Origin of the sequence: Bacillus pumilus (assembly GCF_009937765.1) — a bacterium.
GTDB lineage: Bacteria > Bacillota > Bacilli > Bacillales > Bacillaceae > Bacillus > Bacillus pumilus_O.
This window is the reverse complement of record NZ_CP047089.1, coordinates 1,345,997-1,364,940: the sequence shown is the minus strand read 5'-3', so window position 1 is coordinate 1,364,940 and position 18,944 is coordinate 1,345,997. Positions and strand designations below refer to the sequence as shown.

Sequence of the window (18,944 nt, the reverse complement as noted above, 5' to 3'; positions counted from 1 at the left end):
AACCTTTACTAAGTTTGTACAAAAGGAGGAGAACGTTATGCAATTAACTGTCTATTTAGCAGGAGAAATTCATAGCCAGTGGCGTGATGAAATCAAGGAGAAAAGCCAATCGTTGAAACTGCCAGTGACATTTGTAGGTCCAATGGAGAATCATGACCGCTCCGATCACATTGGTGAGGACATTTTAGGTGAACAGCCGAATGCCATTTTCAAAGATGATGCTGCTTCTGATTTGAACAATTTTCGTACTGAGATCCTATTAAACAAGTCAGACATCGTCATTGCCCGCTTTGGTGAGAAATATAAACAATGGAACACGGCAATGGATGCATCTGCTGCCATCGCGAAAGGGAAACCTCTCATTTTGATCCGCCCAAAAGAACTGCACCATCCACTAAAGGAGCTATCAAATAAAGCGAATATCACTGTAGAAACCGTGAACCAAGCGATCAAGGCGTTATCTTACGTGTTTGAACAGCAATAACAAAAGGCTGCTCTCTTAAAAGAGGCAGCCTTAGATTGTTGACAAAGGGCTAAAATGATCTTTATTTTAGCCCTTTGTCTTCTTTTCAGCGTGATAGAAAACCTTTGAATTCTAGGAAGGACGAGTACCGAAGTGGAGCAAATTGAACATTCGTGAGCACCGGAACGCAGTCCTGACAAAGAATGCGAGGGTTTGTCTACATGCTGATTACAATTACACCTGTTGATAAATAGAATCCACTGTACTTTGATCACAGTTTTTCACAAGACGGACAATTAATTCTTTTGCCGCTGCGTAGTCATCCACATGCAATACTGAATGACTTGTGTGAATGTAGCGAGCGCACACTCCAATGACAGCAGAAGGCACGCCTTGGTTTGAAATATGAACACGTCCAGCATCCGTACCACCTGGTGATACGAAATATTGGTATGGAATACTGTTTGACTCAGCCGTATCGAGCACAAAGTCTCTCATCCCGCGGTGCGTAATCATGGTTCGATCAAAAATTCGTAGAAGTGCACCTTTTCCAAGCTGGCCAAATTGGGTTTTGTCACCTGTCACATCGTTAGCAGGACTTGCATCTAAAGCAAAAAACAGATCCGGCTGAATCATATTCGCAGCTACTTCTGCCCCTCTAAGCCCTACTTCTTCCTGAACCGTTGCACCTGAATACAGATGACATGAAAGTGGTTCGTCTTTTATTTCTTTTAATAATTCAATCGCAAGTCCGCAGCCATAGCGGTTATCCCAAGCCTTCGCTAAAATCTTCTTAGGATTCGCCATCGGGGTAAAGACTGTTGCAGGCACGATTTGCTGTCCGGGACGAATGCCAAGTTCTTTTGCCTCTTCTTCACTGTCCGCACCAATATCAATGAGCATGTCTGATGGTTTCACAGGTTTGCTTTTTTGTTCTGGTGTTAGAAGATGAGGAGGTGTACTAGAGACGACACCAGGAATTGGACCATGATCGGTATGAACGTCGACACGCTGAGCCAGCATGACTTGACTCCACCAGGCGCCTAGTGTTTGGAAGCGTATCATTCCGTTCTTCGTAATGGATGAAACCATGAAGCCCACTTCATCCATATGACCAGCCACCATGATTTTAGGTGCATTTTCTGGTCCCTTGCGTACCCCAAACACACCGCCAAGACGATCTTGAATGAGTTCGTCAGAATATTTTTCAAGTTCCTTTTTCATAAAAGCACGCACATGGTGCTCATTACCTGGGGTGCCTTGTAATTCTGTTAAATTTCGGAAAAGCGACAATGTTTCTTCATTCATTCTACGATTTACCTCGTTTCTATGTAATGACCATATATATTCCTATAAAAATAACACTCACTTTATACTATAAGAATTCTTTCGGTTTTCCAAGTATCTCTCCAGAAATTTTGAATATGCTTTCAAGTATTCGGATTCCTTAACATCAATGGACAAGTTTTGTATAATGGAAAAAACAGCAATACGGAGGTGCAGCACGTTGAAGTTAAAACATGTTCTGATTGGTGCGAGTATTGGCGTAGCCGCTGCAATTGTTGCAAAGAAAGTATTTTTCCCTACGTATATCTCGTCTGAAAAAGCATTAAAAATTGTGAAATCCGCTTTTAAACAGCGCGGCCCGATTGATGGCTCTTGGATTTATACTGTACCAGAACCGTATACCGTAAATGGTGAAACGATTGATGTGTACAAATCTGGTATTACTCGCTCAGCATTTGGCGAGCTTGAACAGTACGAAGTCATGATTGATGCCAAAACAGGCATGATTGTGGATGTCATTGATTCTGTGGCTTGATAAAGAAAGCTTCGCAAAGGTGTATCCTTGCGAAGCTTCTTTTTTATATGGCTTTGATTTTTTTGTATACAGGATGCCACATAGCGTCCTGTACAGCCTGAATGAGATCCTCTGGTGTTTCCTCTGCAATTCCTTCATCAATTGCTGCTTGCGCTACACGGACAGCCACTGTCGCTGAAACGGTTCGAAGCTGATCGACACTTGGCAGCATTGCTGCACCCGGTTTTCCGACATTGACCATGCTGGCAATCGCTTCAGCACTCGCAACAAACATGCTGTCTGTCATGAGGCGTGCTTTAGACACAATCGTTCCAAGGCCAAGCCCTGGGAACACAAGAGCATTATTCGCTTGCCCAATTTCATATGTGACGCCGCCATATTCGACAGGATCAAATGGGCTTCCTGTTGTCACAAGGGCGCGTCCTTCTGTCCACTCAATGAGATCTTTAGGCTTTGCTTCTGAAAGAGGTGTCGGATTAGACATCGGTAAAATGGCTGGGCGCTCTACGTGTGACGCCATTTCTTTCACAATTTCCTCTGTAAATGCTCCTCCTACTGTCGAAGTGCCAATTAAGATGGTTGGTTTTGCCTGTTTGACGACCTCTAATAAATCAATGGAATGCTTAGGGCCATTGCGGGCATAATCCTTTACTTCGTCAGAACGTCTTGCATATGGCTTTTGAAATGGCTGAATGTCAGGTGAATCATCTGTAAGCAATCCTGTTTTATCAATACACCAGAAACGACCATATGATTCCTCTTCTTTGACTCCATCCCTGACGATCGCATCACGGATCTGCTCCGCTATGCCAATTCCTGCCGTACCCGCTCCAAAAATGACGATTCGGTGATCTTTCAGCGGAACCTTCGAAGCTTTTGCACATGCCAGAACCGCAGCAAGTGACACAGCTCCAGTCCCTTGAATGTCATCATTGAATGTACAAATTTGTTCCTTATATTTTTCCAATATGGCTCGTGCATTTTTTGTTCCAAAGTCTTCCCAGTGAAGAAGTGCATTTGGAAAGGTTGCGCGGGCAAGCTCAACATATTGATCGATGAACTGATCATACCGCTCACCGCGAACGCGGGAATGCTGATTTCCAACATAAAGTGGATCATTCAAGAGACTTTCCTGATTCGTCCCGGCATCTAGTACAACAGCCAGCACGCGGCTAGGATCAATGCCTGCTGCGGCTGTATAAACTGCAAGTTTCCCGACTGAAATGGCAATACCGCCAACTCCCCAGTCTCCAATCCCTAAAATACCTTCTGCATCTGTCGCAACGATTAAGTCAATGGATTCATCCACACCGTATGAGGCAAATATCTCTTCCATGCCTTCAAAATCATCAATTGATAAATAAAGGCCTCTTGGCTTTCGATACTCATGGCTATAACGCTGAATGGCTGTTCCAACCGTCGGTGTGTAGACAATCGGCAGCATCTCTGCTAAGTGCTCATTTAGTAATTTGTAAAAAAGCACTTCGTTTCTGTCATGAAGTGATGTTAAATACACATTTTTCCCGAGTTCATCCGGCTGTGCCTTGAACTGCTCATAGGCACGCTTCGCCTGATCCTCTAATGTTAAAACCTTAGGCGGTAAAAACCCCTTTAAACCAAGCTCTTCCCGCTCTTCCTTCGTAAATGCAACCCCTTTGTTTAAATAAGGGACGGACATGACTTCCATCCCTCTTAACGGTGTTTCAATGACATCTCCATGTACACGATAAGATTGGTTCACCTGCACTCTTCCTTTCACAAGTTCATTTTGTCGTTATTTTGTGTGAAAGGCAAAAAAACATGCAGATGATCTTTTATCTTCCTGTTTCTCTTTTGATTTCATGTGTGATTTGCCCGTCTTCATCCCACTTAACAGCGCGGTAAATTGCATCATGATAAAACAAGTACCACGCATTTTTTTCTTCTGCAAATGCCTGCCATTTTTGCTTAGCTGGAATTGAAGTCATTGGGTAATCATCATAAGCAAGGACCCATAATGGGTTTTTATGAGCGTGCGTTGGCATGATGTCAGCTAGATGAATCGCTGTTTCGCCCTGACTTGTGAGCGTTAAGATGCTATGACCATTGCTATGACCACCTGTATGATGCAGCTGAATGCCTTCTATTACTTCGATGCTTTCTTCAAACGGCACCACTTGATCTGCTATCGGCTCCCAGTTTTCTTTCCAATATGTATTTCTTGAGCGGATGTTAGGCGCCCTCATTTCATCCCATTCGATTTTGGATGTGATGATTTTTGCTTGCGGAAAAACAGACACGAGCTTTTCTCCTTCGAGTTTTGTTAATCCGCTTGCATGATCGAAGTGAAGATGCGTCATTAAGACGTAATCAATATCTGCTGGTTGCAGGCCAAGTGCCGCAAGTGACTCTTCCAATTTCGTCTCTTCTGTTACGCCGTAATTGCGTTTTTGTTTATCCGTCAGCTTACCTGATCCGATGCCGGAATCCACTAAAAAATGAAGACCATTCCATCGTATGAGGATCGGGTCACACCGCAGTTCAATTTGATTGCGATCGTTCACCCGGTATTTTTTTGACCATAGCGGCTTTGGCACTACACCAAACATCGCACCGCCGTCCATATGTGTATCTCCCCCGTTTAACCAAAACAGTTCCATGTCACCTATTTTCATTGTCTCCATTGCTGTCATCCCTCCTTTTTCTATCGTAGCAAATACAGCTGAAAATCGCATGCATCAATCTTTTCACGAAAAAAGCTGACTGCAATTTTTTTGCAGCCAGCTTAATGTTATGTGTTATTCTGGAAATTTCACTTCTGATCGATAGATAGGTTGTCCCATAGACGAGAATTTCTCTTCGTATTCCGTCATCACATTTCCTTCTAGTCCGTCCTTATGTAAATCTAAGCTTACATACGTTAAAAGAAGGCCATATGCAGAAAAGCTCTTTAAGGAATATTCAAATAACCCGCGGTTGTCTGTTTTGAAATGCAACTCACCGCCTGGACGGAGAATATGTTCATATCGCTCTAAAAAGGCCTTAAACGTCAATCTACGCTTTTCATGCCTTGCTTTTGGCCACGGATCAGAGAAATTCAGATACACCCGGTCAATCTCATTTTCAGCAAACACATCTGTCAGCGTTTCCGCATTAATGTTCAAAAGCTTTACATTTTCAACATCTGTCTCTTTGATTTTGTCTACTGCTGTCACAATAACACTTTTAAATAATTCAATGCCAATATAGTTGATATCAGGATGAAGCTTGCCCATGCCAGCGATAAAGCTCCCTTTCCCTGTGCCAACTTCGATATGGATTGGATGATCATTTCCAAACAGCTCATGCCACTTCCCTTTATATTGCTCGGGGTTCGCTAAGGCAATATGAGCATTTTCAGCTAAGTAATCATCAGCCCATGGTTTATGTCGCATTCTCAATTTGATACACCTCTATTTTCTTTACATTTTATCAAGATACCATGAAACCTAAAGACCCGCAAGACGGCATCTTTATGCGCATATGAAAAAGACCAACCCTTCGCCTGAGCTGGTCTTACGCATGTATAAATTGGGCGCTGAATGCACAGTTTAACCTCATAAATGACACGCAGAAAAGGAGCATACGTATGGGATTAAACCGTCAACATCAGCTTCAATTAATCAAAGATATTTTAACCGATCACCAGTTGGATTGCTGCGGGACTGTTGCAGAATATGAACAGGTGGGACGCGTGATTCAATTAATGCTGGCAAAAGAAGACCTTGATGCCGACATTCGTCAATTATTAACAGATATTTATGATTACAGCCAAAAGGGCACTTCTGTCCATTCAATTGATGCACATATTGAGGCGCATCAATCGCATTTGTCAGAGTGGGTCGAGAATATTCCTCTGTCTTAATGAATGTTTAACCGCTGTAAGAGTGCGCTCAGCTCCGCTTTCACTTCTTGCTGTGCTTTTTCATTTCCTTTTCTTTTATGCCACACGACAAACGATACGGTTTCAGCGAGGACATACCAAGCCATCCGTTTTCGCAAATTGTCCGTCAGCGGGGCACCGTACATTGAGAGCCAGCTTTCCCAGTTTTCTTCTTCAACATAATGGTATAAAAGTGGTCCAAGATCAATGGCTGGATCAGCAATCATCGCCCCATCCCAATCGATTAAGTAAAGCTGGTTTTCATCTGTCAGCAGCCAATTATTATGATTGAGGTCACAATGACACACGACCTTGTCTTCAAATTGAACTGCCTCCACATGCTTCTCTAAGTATTGGATAGCACGTGTGACGTCACGCGTATCAATTTGCTCTTTTAATATGGACTGTTTTAAATGTTTCAGAATGGATGCTGGGTCTAGAGAGTGCTTCTCTAATCGTTTCAGCATATCAAGCAATTCTTTCGATGTATGAATTTTTCTTAGCTGCTCTGCGACAGGACGGTCATTCATGTCCTTTGGCTTCAGCTCTCTGCCGCTCAGCCAGTGCTGTGCAGTGATGACATCCCCATTTTCCATCCGTTTTGTCCAGACAAGCTTCGGCACAATGCCTTCAGCTGACAAAACCGCAAGAAACGGTGACGTATTGCGTTTTAAAAATAGCTTTTGGTCATTGTGTGTTGCGAAGTACGCATCTCCCGTAGCGCCTCCAGCAGGAGAGATGTGCCATTCGCTACCTAATATTTGTCCCAACCAGTTCATATCAATTTTCAACCCATCATTTCTTAAAATATTTTAAATCGTGCTTTTTTAGTCGACAAAATTCAGCCGATTGAAGGTCAATAGGCTGTTTCTTTTTTTATTTATATGATCATAAAAACAAAAAGGACAGCTATTGAGAATGAGATGCTAAACAATAGCCGTCCTATAGATTTTATCGTTACCTTCTTATACTCGTCAAGCAAAACTAGAAAATCAGGACAAGAACCTTATGAAAAGAAAGGCTTTTTTCATGGTTCTTTGATTAGGACATTCACGAGACATGATTTAAGCACGTAATTTTAAGGAGCGATCACTCGCCTTCACAAAAACAGGTGTTGCACCAATTACTTCACCATCTGCATGAAATATGATTTTTCCGTCTGCCTCCAAGTACGCTTCCTCGTGCTGAAACAGGGTAACTCCCTTCATTCCAAGGTGCTTACGAAATACCATTGCACTTAGAAACAAGAGCACTTTAAATGGATTCAAATCTGTGACAACGAGCGTTTGAAAGCCCGGCTGTCTTGCGCTCACTTCTGGCGCTGCTTCCAGCCCGCCTCCGTAATAGGGGTGATTACATACAATCACAAACCACACTTGGCGAAAGACCTTCTTCTCGTTTTCAATAAACAGTGCAAGGTCGAACGGCTTAAAAGACCATAAAGAATGGAGAAATGACAGCGGGTAGATGATAAATCCAAGCCTTAGCCGTTTCAGCCACTTTTTCCCTCTAAAATGCACTGTTTTCCTAAGCACATGTGCATCAAACCCAGCACCGATATGATTGAGAAAGAGAACGGACTGTGCGCTTTCTGCGTGATCTTGAAAGGAGCCGAGAGAAAATGTTTTGGTGATCATTCTCTTTTGCTTTCTCACTTCTTTTAGGACATCTTGACGATGGATGCCAAGGCCCTTCGCCGCATCATTCCAATGACCAGAGGGGACAAAGCTTAGCTGCACATGATCCATTTCCTTTAAGCCATTCAGGACTTCATGAATGGTGCCGTCACCACCAATGACAATCAGGCGCTTCAGCCTGTCATCTTGCATGGCGCTAATTTGTCTTGCCAATACTTCTGCATGACCTTCATGCTGGGTGAGAAACGATCGATATGAGATCTCTACCTTTTGTAATTCTTTCTCTATGCTCCTCCATGTACGAAGTCCTTTTCCATGTCCTGCTGCTGGATTAACGATAAAGTACCATTCATTCATATATTAGCTCCACTCAGGTCTCTTTTTTCGTGACCTTCCATTATCCCTTTAATCGAGCCATTCCTGTCTTCTTTTGCTGTCTGATTCACCATAAGCAAGCAATGCTTTTGTCGCCTTAAATTGCTGATGCTTTGTCGGAGCGGTATTTTTCCGCTGCTTTTCAAACCAATCTTCCGCCTTCTTCTTATCGACAACCTCCATCCCGTATGGAACTTCCGGTAAGTCAATATAAGAGGTACGGCTGATCAGGATTTTCTTCACAGGAAGATCGACACCGCTTTGCTGTAAAATCTTTGACACGACGGTGCCAGAGCGTAGAAGGCTTGCGCAAGGATTCAAAACGGACTGAACCGCTTTCCCATTCGCCCGCTTTTCCCAAAAACGTTCCTTCGTTCCGATATATACGCTGTCAGGTTCTGCCTCTAGGAAGGATAAACAAATCACTTCCAGCGGCGTAATGAGGACTGAACATAATTCCATCTCTGCTTTTTGAATGAGCAGCACCGGTTTGTACATCACAAAATATGAATCCGGAAGCTGCTTAGCAAGCAAGCGCAGCTTTTCATCATACCGAATGTGATGGGAAACGGTTGAAATGTGGGAAATCGTCGAGCTCGCCCATTTTAATTGAACATCATATAGATGATCCTTAAAAAAATGAATGAGCTTCGTTTCATCAGTAGGAACGTTTGTAAAGACACCTTGCTCTATATCTGTTGGCTCGTTAAAAAGACTTAGGTCCCGTTCCTTCTTCATATCGGCTTCTTTTTGCTTTCTCTTTAAGGAGAATTTCTTTCTCTTTTCCTCCTCTTGTTCAGGCGCTTGTTCAGAAATTTGGTCAAATGAATGCTGCGTCTTCTCTTTTGACGCTTTTTTTAACTCGTCCCACCTTTGCTTTTTCAATCGAATAAATTGATTGATGTAATGATGCGGGTCTTGTTCATATCGTGATATATAATCTTGAATTTTGATAATTTGCGCCATCTGCTGCTCACTCCAACTTTTAGAATCATTTATGTAGTGCAAATTGTTTAATTGCGTAATAACGCGGGGTTTCTCTTGGTCGTATTTCATATAGAGTGATACTAGAAACCTCTATCACGTATGGCTCTTTGCGTAAAGGCGCTTGTTCTGCAAAAGAATGATCCGCATTCCATTTACGCGCAATTGTCATATGCGGATGAAACGGTCTCTTTTCAACAGGATGTCCTGCTGACAATACGGCTTCTTTCACCTTTTCTCTTAATAGCATGAGTGGTTCACTTTCATCAGGTTTTGCAAAAAAGACTCTCGGGCGTTCCTTCGTGCCAAACTGTCCCACCTCATTCAGCTCTAGTGAAAATGCAGCGGCTTCCTTTGAGAGGACCTCAAGCAGCTCGATGATCTTTTTTAAGCGTTCTTCTGAAATGGCCCCTAAAAAGATCAAGGTCACATGATAATCATGTGGTGCTGTCCATTTTTGAAAAGACAGTCCGCTTCTTTGATCAATGTCCTTTTTAATTTGAGACGCAAGTTGTTCAGGGATATGAATCCCAATAAAATAATGACGGTTCTCTGACACAATATCACCTGTCCTTTTTTCACAAACTTTACGAATCCCCATTGATGATAGTATAACTAAAGAAATGCGGAATGAGAAGAAAGGGTGTCACATGATGAAGGTAGCACAAAATATAGCTGAGCTGATTGGTGATACACCACTTGTTCAATTACAGCGGCTTCAGCCAGACAATGCGGCAGCTGTGTATTTAAAGCTAGAATCGTTTAATCCTAGCGGCAGTGTGAAGGACCGCGCTGCTTACAATATGATCGTCGAGGCTGAAAAACAAGGGAAGCTGAAAAAAGGAGCGACCATCATTGAACCGACGAGCGGGAATACAGGGATAGGTTTAGCCATGAACGCAGCAGCTAGAGGGTATCAAGCTATCCTTGTGATGCCTGATACGATGACAAAGGAACGAATCAATATTTTAAAGGCTTACGGGGCGCAGGTCATTTTGACCCCAGGGGAAGAAAAAATGCCAGGCTGTATTCGCAAAGCAGAGGAACTGGCAGCTCAAATTCCTCATAGCTTTATCCCGATGCAATTTGATAATAGGGCGAATCCAGATGCTCATAGAGGCACAACCGCTGTTGAAATTATGGATGCTGTCAAACAAATTGGAAAGCCCCTAGGAGCCTTTGTCGCAACAGCAGGAACTGGCGGAACCATTACAGGCACTGGTGAGGAATTAAAAAAAGCATTCCCTCAATTGACCATACGTGTAGCAGAGCCAAAGGGATCACCAGTTTTATCTGGCGGGACACCTGGCAAGCATAAACTTGTTGGCACAAGCCCAGGATTTATTCCCCAAATTTTAAACGAGCATGTCTATGATGAGATTGTGCAAGTAAGCGATGAAGATGCGTACACAATCACACGACAGCTTGCCCGGCTTGAAGGGATTTTAGTTGGTCCATCATCTGGTGCAGCCTGCTATGCTGCGATTGAAACAGCCAAGCAATTACCGGTAGATCAAATTGTGATCTGTATGACAGCTGATACAGGCGAACGATACTTATCAAGTGATGTTTTTCAAGATTAAAAAAGGAACAGGGGCAATGAACCCCCTGTTCCTTTTTTCTTCGTTTTGCGGTTAGGCTGATTCAGCAGTCTTTATCACAGCCTGCTCCCCTGTGATGAGTAAAACCTGTTCATCAGTAAGCGGGCATAAATCAAGCGTCTTTTCATACTGCTTTAGGATTTGCTGCGCAGCATCTCCTAAATAGGTATTATGCACATGCGGTACTGGATAGCGGCTTACCTCATTGAAACCTTGATAGGATGAAAGTTCTGGTGCCTTCTGCCGCTCATCCATCAAGGAGATATATTCAATGCTTGGCGCCATGATGATACTCCCTGCCGATTCGCCGATGTACAGCTTTCCTTTATTGATTTCTTCTTTCAGCACGTCATCGAGACCGTGTTTTCTCAATTCCTGCAGTAAATAAAAGGTGTTGCCTCCTGATACATACATCACATCATTTTGTTTGATCATCTTTGTGATTTCTTCGGTAGACTGCTCAGCTATCTGAACGGTTTCTAGCTGCATACCCAGTTGATGAAAGGCTTCTTTCGCTGCCTCCACATAATGCGTGACTTCTTCCACAGCACTAGCTGTTGGGAAGAATGTCACGCGTTTTCCTTTTAACGATTCATCCGTAAAATCAGACAAGAGAGAATAGCTGTCTTTGAATGAAGAGCATAAGAACATTTTTTTCACTGTGAATCCCCTCTTCTCTTTTTCTATTTTGCCAATTCATACATGGCTTGTGCATATAGTGCGGTTGCTCTTAGTAGATCGTCAATTTCGATATATTCATCCTTCTGATGTGCGCAATCTGGTCTGCCAGGGAAGAGAGGACCAAAGGCAACGCCCGCTTCTAAAGATCTCGCATACGTCCCTCCACCAATTGCAATCAGATGAGCTGGATTTCCAGTTTGTTCCTCATATACCCGCTGCAATGTTTTCACAAGTGGATGATCTTTTGAGACGTGATGCGGAGGGCTGTCGTCAAATTTCAGAAGGGTGGCCCCTTTGATGCCTTCGATCCCTTTTTTAACGTCCTTGCCATCTGCTGTCACTGGATAGCGGACATTTAATCCTAGCTTCGCTTCTTCGTTTTGTGTATAGCGGATCGTGCCAACATTTAAAGTTAAATCTCCGCTAATATCATCTTTGCAAGCAATCCCCAGCTTTTTCCCTCTTGTATCTTGATCAAATAAAGCGTTGATTTGAGAAGTAAAAGCAAGGCCGTTTCCATCTAATTCTTGTCCACTGAGGAAATTGGCCATATGAATGCCCGCATTTGTGCCATGCGCAGGCTCCATGGCATGAACTGATTCGCCTTTTAATGTGAAATGTAGTTCATTCGCTGCAATCTTTACCTCACCTGATAATTGATTGTCAGCAAGATATGCTTCAAAAGCTGTTTTTAATGATTCAACATCGTGGTCTTGTGCCGCTGTCACAGTGGCAGTTGCCTCATCCGGCACCATATTCAGCCGCATACCCGATATGAATTGCTTGAGTGTATAGCGCTGATGTTGTTCTGTATGTTGATATGTAAATGACACAATGGCATCAATGATCCCTTTTTCAGCATGAATAATCGGAAAATCAGCATCTGGGGCAAATCCAATTTGCGGCATCGCCTCATGCTTGAAATAATGGTCCACACAGCGCCAATCACTTTCTTCATCTGTTCCAATGATCATTCGAATCTTTTTTGACAGCTTCATCCCTGTATCTTTTAACATCTTTAGCGCGTAGAAAGCCGCCATAGTTGGTCCTTTATCATCAATGGCGCCTCGGGCGAATATTTTATTTTCTCTTATGTCCGCTGAAAATGGCGGGGTTGTCCAGCCGTCACCAGCAGGCACAACGTCCACATGGCAGAGCACACCTACAATGTCTTCGCCTTCTCCATATTCAATATGACCTGCATAGCCATCCACATTCTTGACTGTGAAGCCTTCGTCCTCCCCTTTTTTCAGCATATACTGAAGGGCTTGATCGACTTTTTCACCAAATGGCTTTCCTTCTTTTCCACCTTCTTCATTCAGCACACTCTCAATTTGTAAAAAAGATTGTGTGTCCTTAATCAAATCGTCTTTTTTTCGTATGACTTCAGCTTCCCAATTCATTTTTTCCATTCCTCCTTGAAAAAAGGTTGCATTCCACCCATAAAACGAATATTATATTAATTGTTTTGTAATAATGTTCGTAAATGGAGGATTTTATGTTTCAGTTAAAAGAAAACCAAACCAACATAAAGAGAGAATTAATCGCTGGTATGACGACATTCTTTACTATGGTCTATATTGTTGCCGTTAACCCAGGAATTCTTTCAAAAGCAGGCATTCCTTTTGACCAAGTTTTTACTGCAACAATTATCGCTGCTGTCGTCGGTACGCTCTGGATGGCACTATTTGCAAATTATCCAATTGCGATTGCACCAGGTATGGGGCTGAATGTCTATTTCACCTTTACAGTTGTCGGTGGTGGCGACATCAGCTATCAAACAGCGTTCAGTGCGGTATTTGTTGCTGGTATACTCTTTGTTATTTTATCGTTAACATCCCTTAGAAAACAACTGATTCAAGCCATTCCAGATAATTTAAAATACGGCATTACAGCCGGAATCGGGCTTTTTATTGCATTTATCGGGCTCCGTCAGTCTGGGATTATCACAGCTGATCCGGAAAATCTAGTGAAGCTTGGCAACTTGAGCTCGCCTGTTGTCATTTTAACGCTTGTCGGCTTAATGATCTCTGTTATTTTAATGGTACTTCAAATCAATGGTGCTCTGTTTATCGGCATGTTAGCCACGACGCTAATTGCCCTCGTAACAGGACAGCTTCATTTCCCTAAAATGCTGATGGACATTCCTGCCCTGCCAGAAGGTATGCTGATTACAAATCCATTCGCTGCCTTTGGTGATGTATTCTCTCATCATTTGTATGCGGTCGTCTTCTCCTTCTTACTAGTGACGATTTTTGATACAACGGGCACAATGATCGGAGTGGCTGAACAAGCCGGACTCATGAAAAACGGGCAGCTGCCAAAGGTACGCAGAGCCCTGCTTGCTGACTCTGCTGCAACGACGATTGGTTCTATGTTTGGAACAAGCCCAACGACAGCTTATATTGAATCATCCTCTGGGGTTGCTGCTGGTGGAAGAACCGGGCTAACGTCTTTAACAGTCGCTGCATTGTTTATTGTGGCATTGTTTTTCGGCCCGCTTGTTCAGGCTATTTCTTCTTTACCGTCCATCACATCACCTGTTCTCATCATTGTCGGGTGCTTGATGATGAACTCCGTGTCACGCATTCGCTGGAATGAGCTAGACGAAGCATTTCCTGCTTTTCTTGTGATTCTTTCCATGCCGCTGACATCTAGTATTTCAACCGGAATTTCACTTGGATTTATTTCATATCCACTTGTGAAACTGGCAAAAGGGAAATGGAGAGAAGTACATGTTCTTGTTCTCATCTTTGCCATTTTATTTTTCATACAGCTCTTTTTCTTAGAAGGATAACAGAAACAAAACAGGCACATTCTAACAAGGGATGTGTCTTTTTGTGATCAGTGAATTTTTTATTTTGTAAATTTTCTGTGTTTATTTTTTGAACGTTAAACGTTACAATAATCTCCATATCCCTTACGCCTATTGGGTTGTAACCGGATTCAAAACATGGTATATACCATAACTCCATTCATGAAGACAAGTTAAAAAACACGTAAAGTTGACTTTTTGGTGGAACTAGATGCATAATAACGTGTATAATAGAATAAAACATTAAGAAACACGAACATTTACCATTGTTGCATGTCCTTATTTCGCAGTTTTAGTGTAGTAAGTTGTGGTTAGTCAAGTCCATCCGATCTTATTGATAGGGAGTGGTTTTTTGAAACCTTCAACAAACCGTATGATGACTCGAATAAAATCAGTCTATATGTTCATTCAAGAGAAAGGTCTTGTGACGACACAAGAGCTGGTTGATGAATTCGGGATCACACCTAGAACCATTCAAAGAGACTTAAACGTGCTTGCCTATAACGATCTTGTTCATAGTCCAAGCAGAGGCAAATGGGAAACAACGAGAAAAAAAGTAAAAATATCATCTTAAGCGCATAATGAACTGTCCATATAACAAAAAGAACCGGCAAATATGCCGGTTCTTTTCTTTTGTTCTATATTTATGGTCGATTGATTAAGCTGTCTAATTCTTCATCCGTCAATTCACGGTACTCCCCGGGTGCTAGATCTTCATCTAAAGAGAGAGACCCCATCGAACGTCTTTTTAAAAAGATGACTTCATTTCCCACTGCTTTCGCCATGAGCTTCACTTGATGGTACTTTCCTTCAGTAATTGTTAAACGGATGCGTGTATCTTCACTTTCATTCGCATCTACTTCAACCTTCGCCGGCTTCGTACGGTAATCATCTAAAATGATAACACCCTCTTCAAGGCGATTGATGTCTTGATCTCCTAATGGATATTTCAAATGAACTTCGTACGTTTTTGGCACATGCTTTTTTGGAGAAAGTAATTGATGTGCAAGCTGTCCATCATTTGTGAGGAGGAGAAGACCGACTGTATCCTTATCCAGTCTGCCCACAGGAAATGGCTCCCTTGCGATATCCTCAGGCTCAAGTAAATCGACGACCGTTTCATCCCGCACATCTTCTGTTGCTGAGATGACCCCATCTGGTTTGTTCATCATTAAGTAAATGAATTCTTTATACTCTACACGCTCTCCGTGCACGAGCACTTCATCATTCGATGGATCAACATGATCTTTCACCTGCTTCGCCAGTTCTCCATTCACGGTGACTGCCCGTGCCTTGACCAGCTTCTTTACATCTTTTCTTGAACCAAAGCCGCTGCTAGCAAGCAATTTATCAAGCCTCATGAAAACTCCACCTCTTCTTAACTCTTTTTTCTTAAAAATTTCGGCATACGGCTGCCGAGTACACGCTCAAGTAATCCAACCTTATAAGATAAGAACAGATACACACCGCCACCAGTGATCATTGAAATCAGAATGACGATACCCGCATTAACAATTCCACCTTCATAAGATATCACTTGGCTCACAAGCTGACATGTCACATACGCCACGACAGCCATAATCGCAGTTAAAATACCAATGAGAATAAATCGTTTGAAAATCCTGCGGAATGAATAGCCAGCATGGCGCTTAATCATGATAAACATATACAAGATGGATGCACTATATCCTAAGGCAGTCGCAAGCACAGAGCCATTTCCTTGCAGCCAGCTGATGAGTGGAATGTTCAGAACCGTTTTAATGATGATCCCTAACAACAGACTGACGATGGCAAACTTTTGCTTGTTAATTCCCTGCAAAATCGCTGCATTAATGGTGAATAGAGAAAACAATAACGCAACAGGTGCATACCAGAACAAAATTGACATCCCAATCTCAGGATGAACAGACGGATAGAAAAACCAATAAACCGGTCCAGCCAATGCCGAGATACCAATTGAAGCAGGCAATACAAAAAATAGAACACCCTGCATCGTCTGGTCAATTTGTCTATTTAATAATTTAAAATTTCGTGATGTAAAAGATTCTGTAATAGTTGGAATTAATGTTAAACCAAATGCCGTTGCTAAGGATACTGGAATCATGACAAGCTTAGGTAAATATAAAGTAACTATAGAAAGCACTGCAGTACTTATATCTTTAAAACCAGCATTAATCATTGCTTTATTAATAGTATTGGTATCAATGTATGAGTATAGAGGTATAGCTAATCCAACAAAAACATATGGACCAGCATAACTAAATAGCTCAATAAAGATTTTTTTATATGAAAGACCTAAATTGGGTCCCAAATTAGGCTGCATTGCAAGTAATTTATCTTTACGTTTAATCCAGTATACATATAATGTAAATAAACCTCCAAAAGAACCAATAAGAGCAGCAAAAGTAGCATATCCTACTGCGATGACAAGTCCTCCATTAAGTACCTTTAAAATGACATAGGTTGCGGTCAATAAGAAAATAATTCGGACTATCTGTTCAACAACTTGTGAGACTGCTGTCGGCCCCATCATTTGATGCCCTTGGAAAAATCCACGGACAAGACCCATAATCGGTACTACTAAGAGAGCCAAACTCACCATTCTAATTACATATGTCACCTGTTCTACTGTTAGTCCACCGGTTTCGGAAGATCCTCCAAGCTGTATCTCAGCAAAAATCGGTGCTGATAAATATAAAATACTAAAAGCAACTATACCCGAAACAAGCATAACGGACATACCGGCTCTAAACATTTTTCGCGTTGTCTCAAAATCACCAATTGCATTATATTTAGATACAAACTTAGATACTGCTGCTGGAAAACCTAAAGTAGCAATACTAATGAAAATTGTAAACTGATTGTATCCATATTGAAATAGCGCTCCACCAGTAGCTCCAACCATTGCGCTAAATGGAATTAAATAAATCATACCAAGAATACGAGAGAGATAAGTCCCTATCGTTAAAACCAACGTACCACGAAGCAGTTTATTAGACATGCGCTTAACCACCATTTTTCTAATGAATATTCAACTCAACTATTTTACCACATCATTTCGACGCACAGGTAACAAATCCAATACAGAAGGCACAAAACCAATCAATTCATATTTCAGCCTTACCCAATTTTCGTTATAATAGATAAATGACTGAAAGTAGAAAGAGGAATGTAACATGAAACATTATGATGTCATTGTCATTGGCGGTGGACCTTCTGGACTGATGGCCGCGATTGCATCAGCAGAGCACGGTGCAACTGTTCTGTTAATTGACAAAGGAACCAAACTTGGCAGAAAGCTCGCCATTTCTGGCGGTGGACGCTGTAACGTCACCAACCGCCTTCCAGTAGAAGAAATCATCAAGCATATTCCCGGAAACGGCCGCTTTTTATATAGTGCATTTTCTGAGTTCAATAACGAGGATATTATTTCTTTTTTTGAAAACCTTGGCATTGAACTGAAAGAAGAAGATCATGGACGTATGTTCCCTGTCTCAAACAAAGCACAATCTGTTGTGGATGCCCTTTTAGACAGGCTTCGCAACCTCAATGTGACCATTCGAACGAATGAGAAGATTAAAACAGTTCTGTATCAAGACGGACAAGCAGCTGGAATTGTTACAAATAATGATGAAAAAATTTCAAGTAATGCCGTTGTGATTGCTGTTGGCGGAAAAAGTGTGCCGCATACTGGCTCTACTGGTGACGGCTACGCATGGGCAGAAGCCGCTGGTCATACGATTACAGAGCTCTTCCCAACAGAAGTACCAGTCACATCAGATGAGCGTTTTATTAAAGAAAAAGTGCTCCAAGGGCTTTCTTTAAGAAGTGTGGCTGTCAGTGTTTTAAATAAAAAAGGGAAACCCGTCGTCACACATGTCATGGATATGATCTTTACACACTTTGGTTTATCCGGCCCAGCTGTTCTTAGATGCAGCGGATTTGTGGTGAAAGAATTAAAGAAACAGCCGACCGTCCGTCTGCAAATAGACTTATATCCAAAGCTTAATGACGAGGAGCTTTTCCAAAAACTACATCAAGACTTAAAAGAAGAACCGAAAAAAGCCATTAAAAATGTTCTGAAGTCTTGGATGCAAGAACGCTACTTATTGTTTTTGTTAGAGCGAAACGGGATAGATCCTCAAGATACATTTTCGGGTCTTGCTAAGGATAAACTGCGCGCATTCGTCCATGATTGCAAACATTTTATCGTTCATGCGAACGGTACGCTCTCTTTAGACAAAGCGTTTGTCACAGGGGGCGGCGTTTCTGTGAAAGAAATTGAACCGAAAAAAATGGCGTCTAAAAAAATGCCCGGTCTATATTTCTGCGGAGAAATCTTAGACATTCATGGTTATACAGGCGGATACAATATCACGTCAGCACTTGTGACTGGCAGACTTGCCGGTATGAATGCTGCACTTGAAGCAAAGGAGAGATTTTCATGATTAGACGTGCACTTCCGATTATCCTAGCAGTGGTGATTAGTTTGACAGCCGCTGTCTTCTTAAAATTGTCTATTACCCCGTTAAAAGTCGCAGTTGTGTTAGCCTTTACTATTTTCGCTGTTTGCTTAAAAGAATATGTCTACCGACTTCGCAAACGAATTGAAGAAAAATCATCTTCACATATCGATAGTTGATTAATGGAAGCAAAACATGTTAC

Annotated in this window: 20 protein-coding genes; 8 read left to right on the top strand and 12 right to left on the bottom strand. The window is 42.1% G+C overall.

Annotated features, from left to right (window positions below):
• Window positions 1-37: 37 nt before the first annotated feature.
• Window positions 38-484, top strand: a complete 447-nt coding sequence (locus GPS65_RS06610) for a YtoQ family protein (RefSeq protein ID WP_012010925.1) — start codon at window positions 38-40, stop codon at window positions 482-484.
• Window positions 485-697: 213 nt separating this feature from the next.
• On the opposite strand, the gene GPS65_RS06605 is transcribed toward GPS65_RS06610, so the two are convergent.
• Window positions 698-1,771, bottom strand: a complete 1,074-nt coding sequence (locus GPS65_RS06605; RefSeq protein WP_088003551.1) for a M42 family metallopeptidase — start codon at window positions 1,769-1,771, stop codon at window positions 698-700.
• Window positions 1,772-1,970: 199 nt separating this feature from the next.
• Between GPS65_RS06605 and GPS65_RS06600 the strand changes: the two genes are divergently transcribed.
• Entirely contained in the window at window positions 1,971-2,285 is a 315-nt protein-coding gene (locus GPS65_RS06600; RefSeq protein ID WP_003217759.1) for a PepSY domain-containing protein, read from the top strand.
• Window positions 2,286-2,328: 43 nt separating this feature from the next.
• Here the strand turns inward: GPS65_RS06600 and GPS65_RS06595 are convergent, their stop codons facing one another.
• The 3 genes from GPS65_RS06595 to trmB form a co-directional block, all read right to left on the bottom strand.
• Window positions 2,329-4,026, bottom strand: a complete 1,698-nt coding sequence (locus tag GPS65_RS06595; RefSeq protein WP_144473763.1) for an NAD-dependent malic enzyme — start codon at window positions 4,024-4,026, stop codon at window positions 2,329-2,331.
• A gap of 73 nt (window positions 4,027-4,099) precedes the next feature.
• Window positions 4,100-4,948 (bottom strand): YtnP family quorum-quenching lactonase, encoded by an 849-nt coding sequence (locus GPS65_RS06590; RefSeq protein WP_144473761.1) that lies wholly within the window; start codon window positions 4,946-4,948, stop codon window positions 4,100-4,102.
• Between the two features lie 114 nt (window positions 4,949-5,062).
• Window positions 5,063-5,704 (bottom strand): tRNA (guanosine(46)-N7)-methyltransferase TrmB, encoded by a 642-nt coding sequence (gene trmB / locus GPS65_RS06585; protein WP_012010929.1) that lies wholly within the window; start codon window positions 5,702-5,704, stop codon window positions 5,063-5,065.
• Between the two features lie 188 nt (window positions 5,705-5,892).
• Between trmB and GPS65_RS06580 the strand changes: the two genes are divergently transcribed.
• Window positions 5,893-6,168 (top strand): YtzH-like family protein, encoded by a 276-nt coding sequence (locus GPS65_RS06580; RefSeq protein ID WP_012010930.1) that lies wholly within the window; start codon window positions 5,893-5,895, stop codon window positions 6,166-6,168.
• Here the strand turns inward: GPS65_RS06580 and GPS65_RS06575 are convergent.
• From GPS65_RS06575 to thpR, 4 genes are all read right to left on the bottom strand, one after another.
• Window positions 6,165-6,965 (bottom strand): phosphotransferase family protein, encoded by an 801-nt coding sequence (locus GPS65_RS06575; protein WP_176372686.1) that lies wholly within the window; start codon window positions 6,963-6,965, stop codon window positions 6,165-6,167. The genes GPS65_RS06580 and GPS65_RS06575 overlap by 4 nt on opposite strands.
• Before the next feature lie 285 nt (window positions 6,966-7,250).
• The gene (locus GPS65_RS06570; protein ID WP_144473759.1) at window positions 7,251-8,180 is read right to left on the bottom strand and encodes a YegS/Rv2252/BmrU family lipid kinase; all 930 of its coding nucleotides are present in this window, start codon (window positions 8,178-8,180) and stop codon (window positions 7,251-7,253) included.
• Between the two features lie 48 nt (window positions 8,181-8,228).
• A complete protein-coding gene (locus tag GPS65_RS06565; protein WP_144473757.1) occupies window positions 8,229-9,164 on the bottom strand; it encodes a hypothetical protein in 936 nt (311 codons plus the stop codon).
• A 25-nt stretch (window positions 9,165-9,189) separates the two neighbouring features.
• Window positions 9,190-9,741: an RNA 2',3'-cyclic phosphodiesterase gene (gene thpR, locus GPS65_RS06560; RefSeq protein WP_012010934.1), complete on the bottom strand. Its 552-nt coding sequence runs from the start codon at window positions 9,739-9,741 to the stop codon at window positions 9,190-9,192.
• Window positions 9,742-9,835: 94 nt separating this feature from the next.
• Here thpR and cysK point away from each other — a divergent pair, with 94 nt between their 5' ends.
• Window positions 9,836-10,765 (top strand): cysteine synthase A, encoded by a 930-nt coding sequence (gene cysK / locus GPS65_RS06555; RefSeq protein ID WP_391509238.1) that lies wholly within the window; start codon window positions 9,836-9,838, stop codon window positions 10,763-10,765.
• Between the two features lie 51 nt (window positions 10,766-10,816).
• On the opposite strand, the gene GPS65_RS06550 is transcribed toward cysK, so the two are convergent.
• Both GPS65_RS06550 and pepV read right to left on the bottom strand, forming a co-directional pair.
• On the bottom strand, window positions 10,817-11,443 hold the full coding sequence (locus GPS65_RS06550; protein WP_144473753.1) for a Type 1 glutamine amidotransferase-like domain-containing protein: 627 nt from the start codon (window positions 11,441-11,443) through the stop codon (window positions 10,817-10,819).
• Window positions 11,444-11,466: 23 nt separating this feature from the next.
• A complete protein-coding gene (gene pepV / locus GPS65_RS06545; RefSeq protein WP_144473751.1) occupies window positions 11,467-12,867 on the bottom strand; it encodes a dipeptidase PepV in 1,401 nt (466 codons plus the stop codon).
• Between the two features lie 95 nt (window positions 12,868-12,962).
• Between pepV and GPS65_RS06540 the strand changes: the two genes are divergently transcribed.
• On the top strand, window positions 12,963-14,261 hold the full coding sequence (locus tag GPS65_RS06540; protein ID WP_144459816.1) for an NCS2 family permease: 1,299 nt from the start codon (window positions 12,963-12,965) through the stop codon (window positions 14,259-14,261).
• A 370-nt stretch (window positions 14,262-14,631) separates the two neighbouring features.
• A complete protein-coding gene (locus tag GPS65_RS06535) occupies window positions 14,632-14,853 on the top strand; it encodes a DeoR family transcriptional regulator (protein ID WP_008356419.1) in 222 nt (73 codons plus the stop codon).
• A 70-nt stretch (window positions 14,854-14,923) separates the two neighbouring features.
• Here GPS65_RS06535 and GPS65_RS06530 read toward each other — a convergent pair whose 3' ends face one another.
• Together GPS65_RS06530 and GPS65_RS06525 are read right to left on the bottom strand one after the other, a co-directional pair.
• Entirely contained in the window at window positions 14,924-15,640 is a 717-nt protein-coding gene (locus GPS65_RS06530; RefSeq protein WP_119125253.1) for a pseudouridine synthase, read from the bottom strand.
• A gap of 17 nt (window positions 15,641-15,657) precedes the next feature.
• Complete coding sequence (locus GPS65_RS06525) at window positions 15,658-17,280, bottom strand: putative polysaccharide biosynthesis protein (protein WP_088004053.1); 1,623 nt, start codon at window positions 17,278-17,280, stop codon at window positions 15,658-15,660.
• Between the two features lie 175 nt (window positions 17,281-17,455).
• Here GPS65_RS06525 and GPS65_RS06520 point away from each other — a divergent pair, with 175 nt between their 5' ends.
• On the top strand, window positions 17,456-18,727 hold the full coding sequence (locus GPS65_RS06520; protein WP_012010941.1) for a BaiN/RdsA family NAD(P)/FAD-dependent oxidoreductase: 1,272 nt from the start codon (window positions 17,456-17,458) through the stop codon (window positions 18,725-18,727).
• A complete protein-coding gene (locus tag GPS65_RS06515; RefSeq protein ID WP_119125254.1) occupies window positions 18,724-18,921 on the top strand; it encodes a hypothetical protein in 198 nt (65 codons plus the stop codon). The genes GPS65_RS06520 and GPS65_RS06515 overlap by 4 nt, the downstream gene beginning before the upstream one ends.
• The last annotated feature ends 23 nt before the right edge of the window (window positions 18,922-18,944 follow it).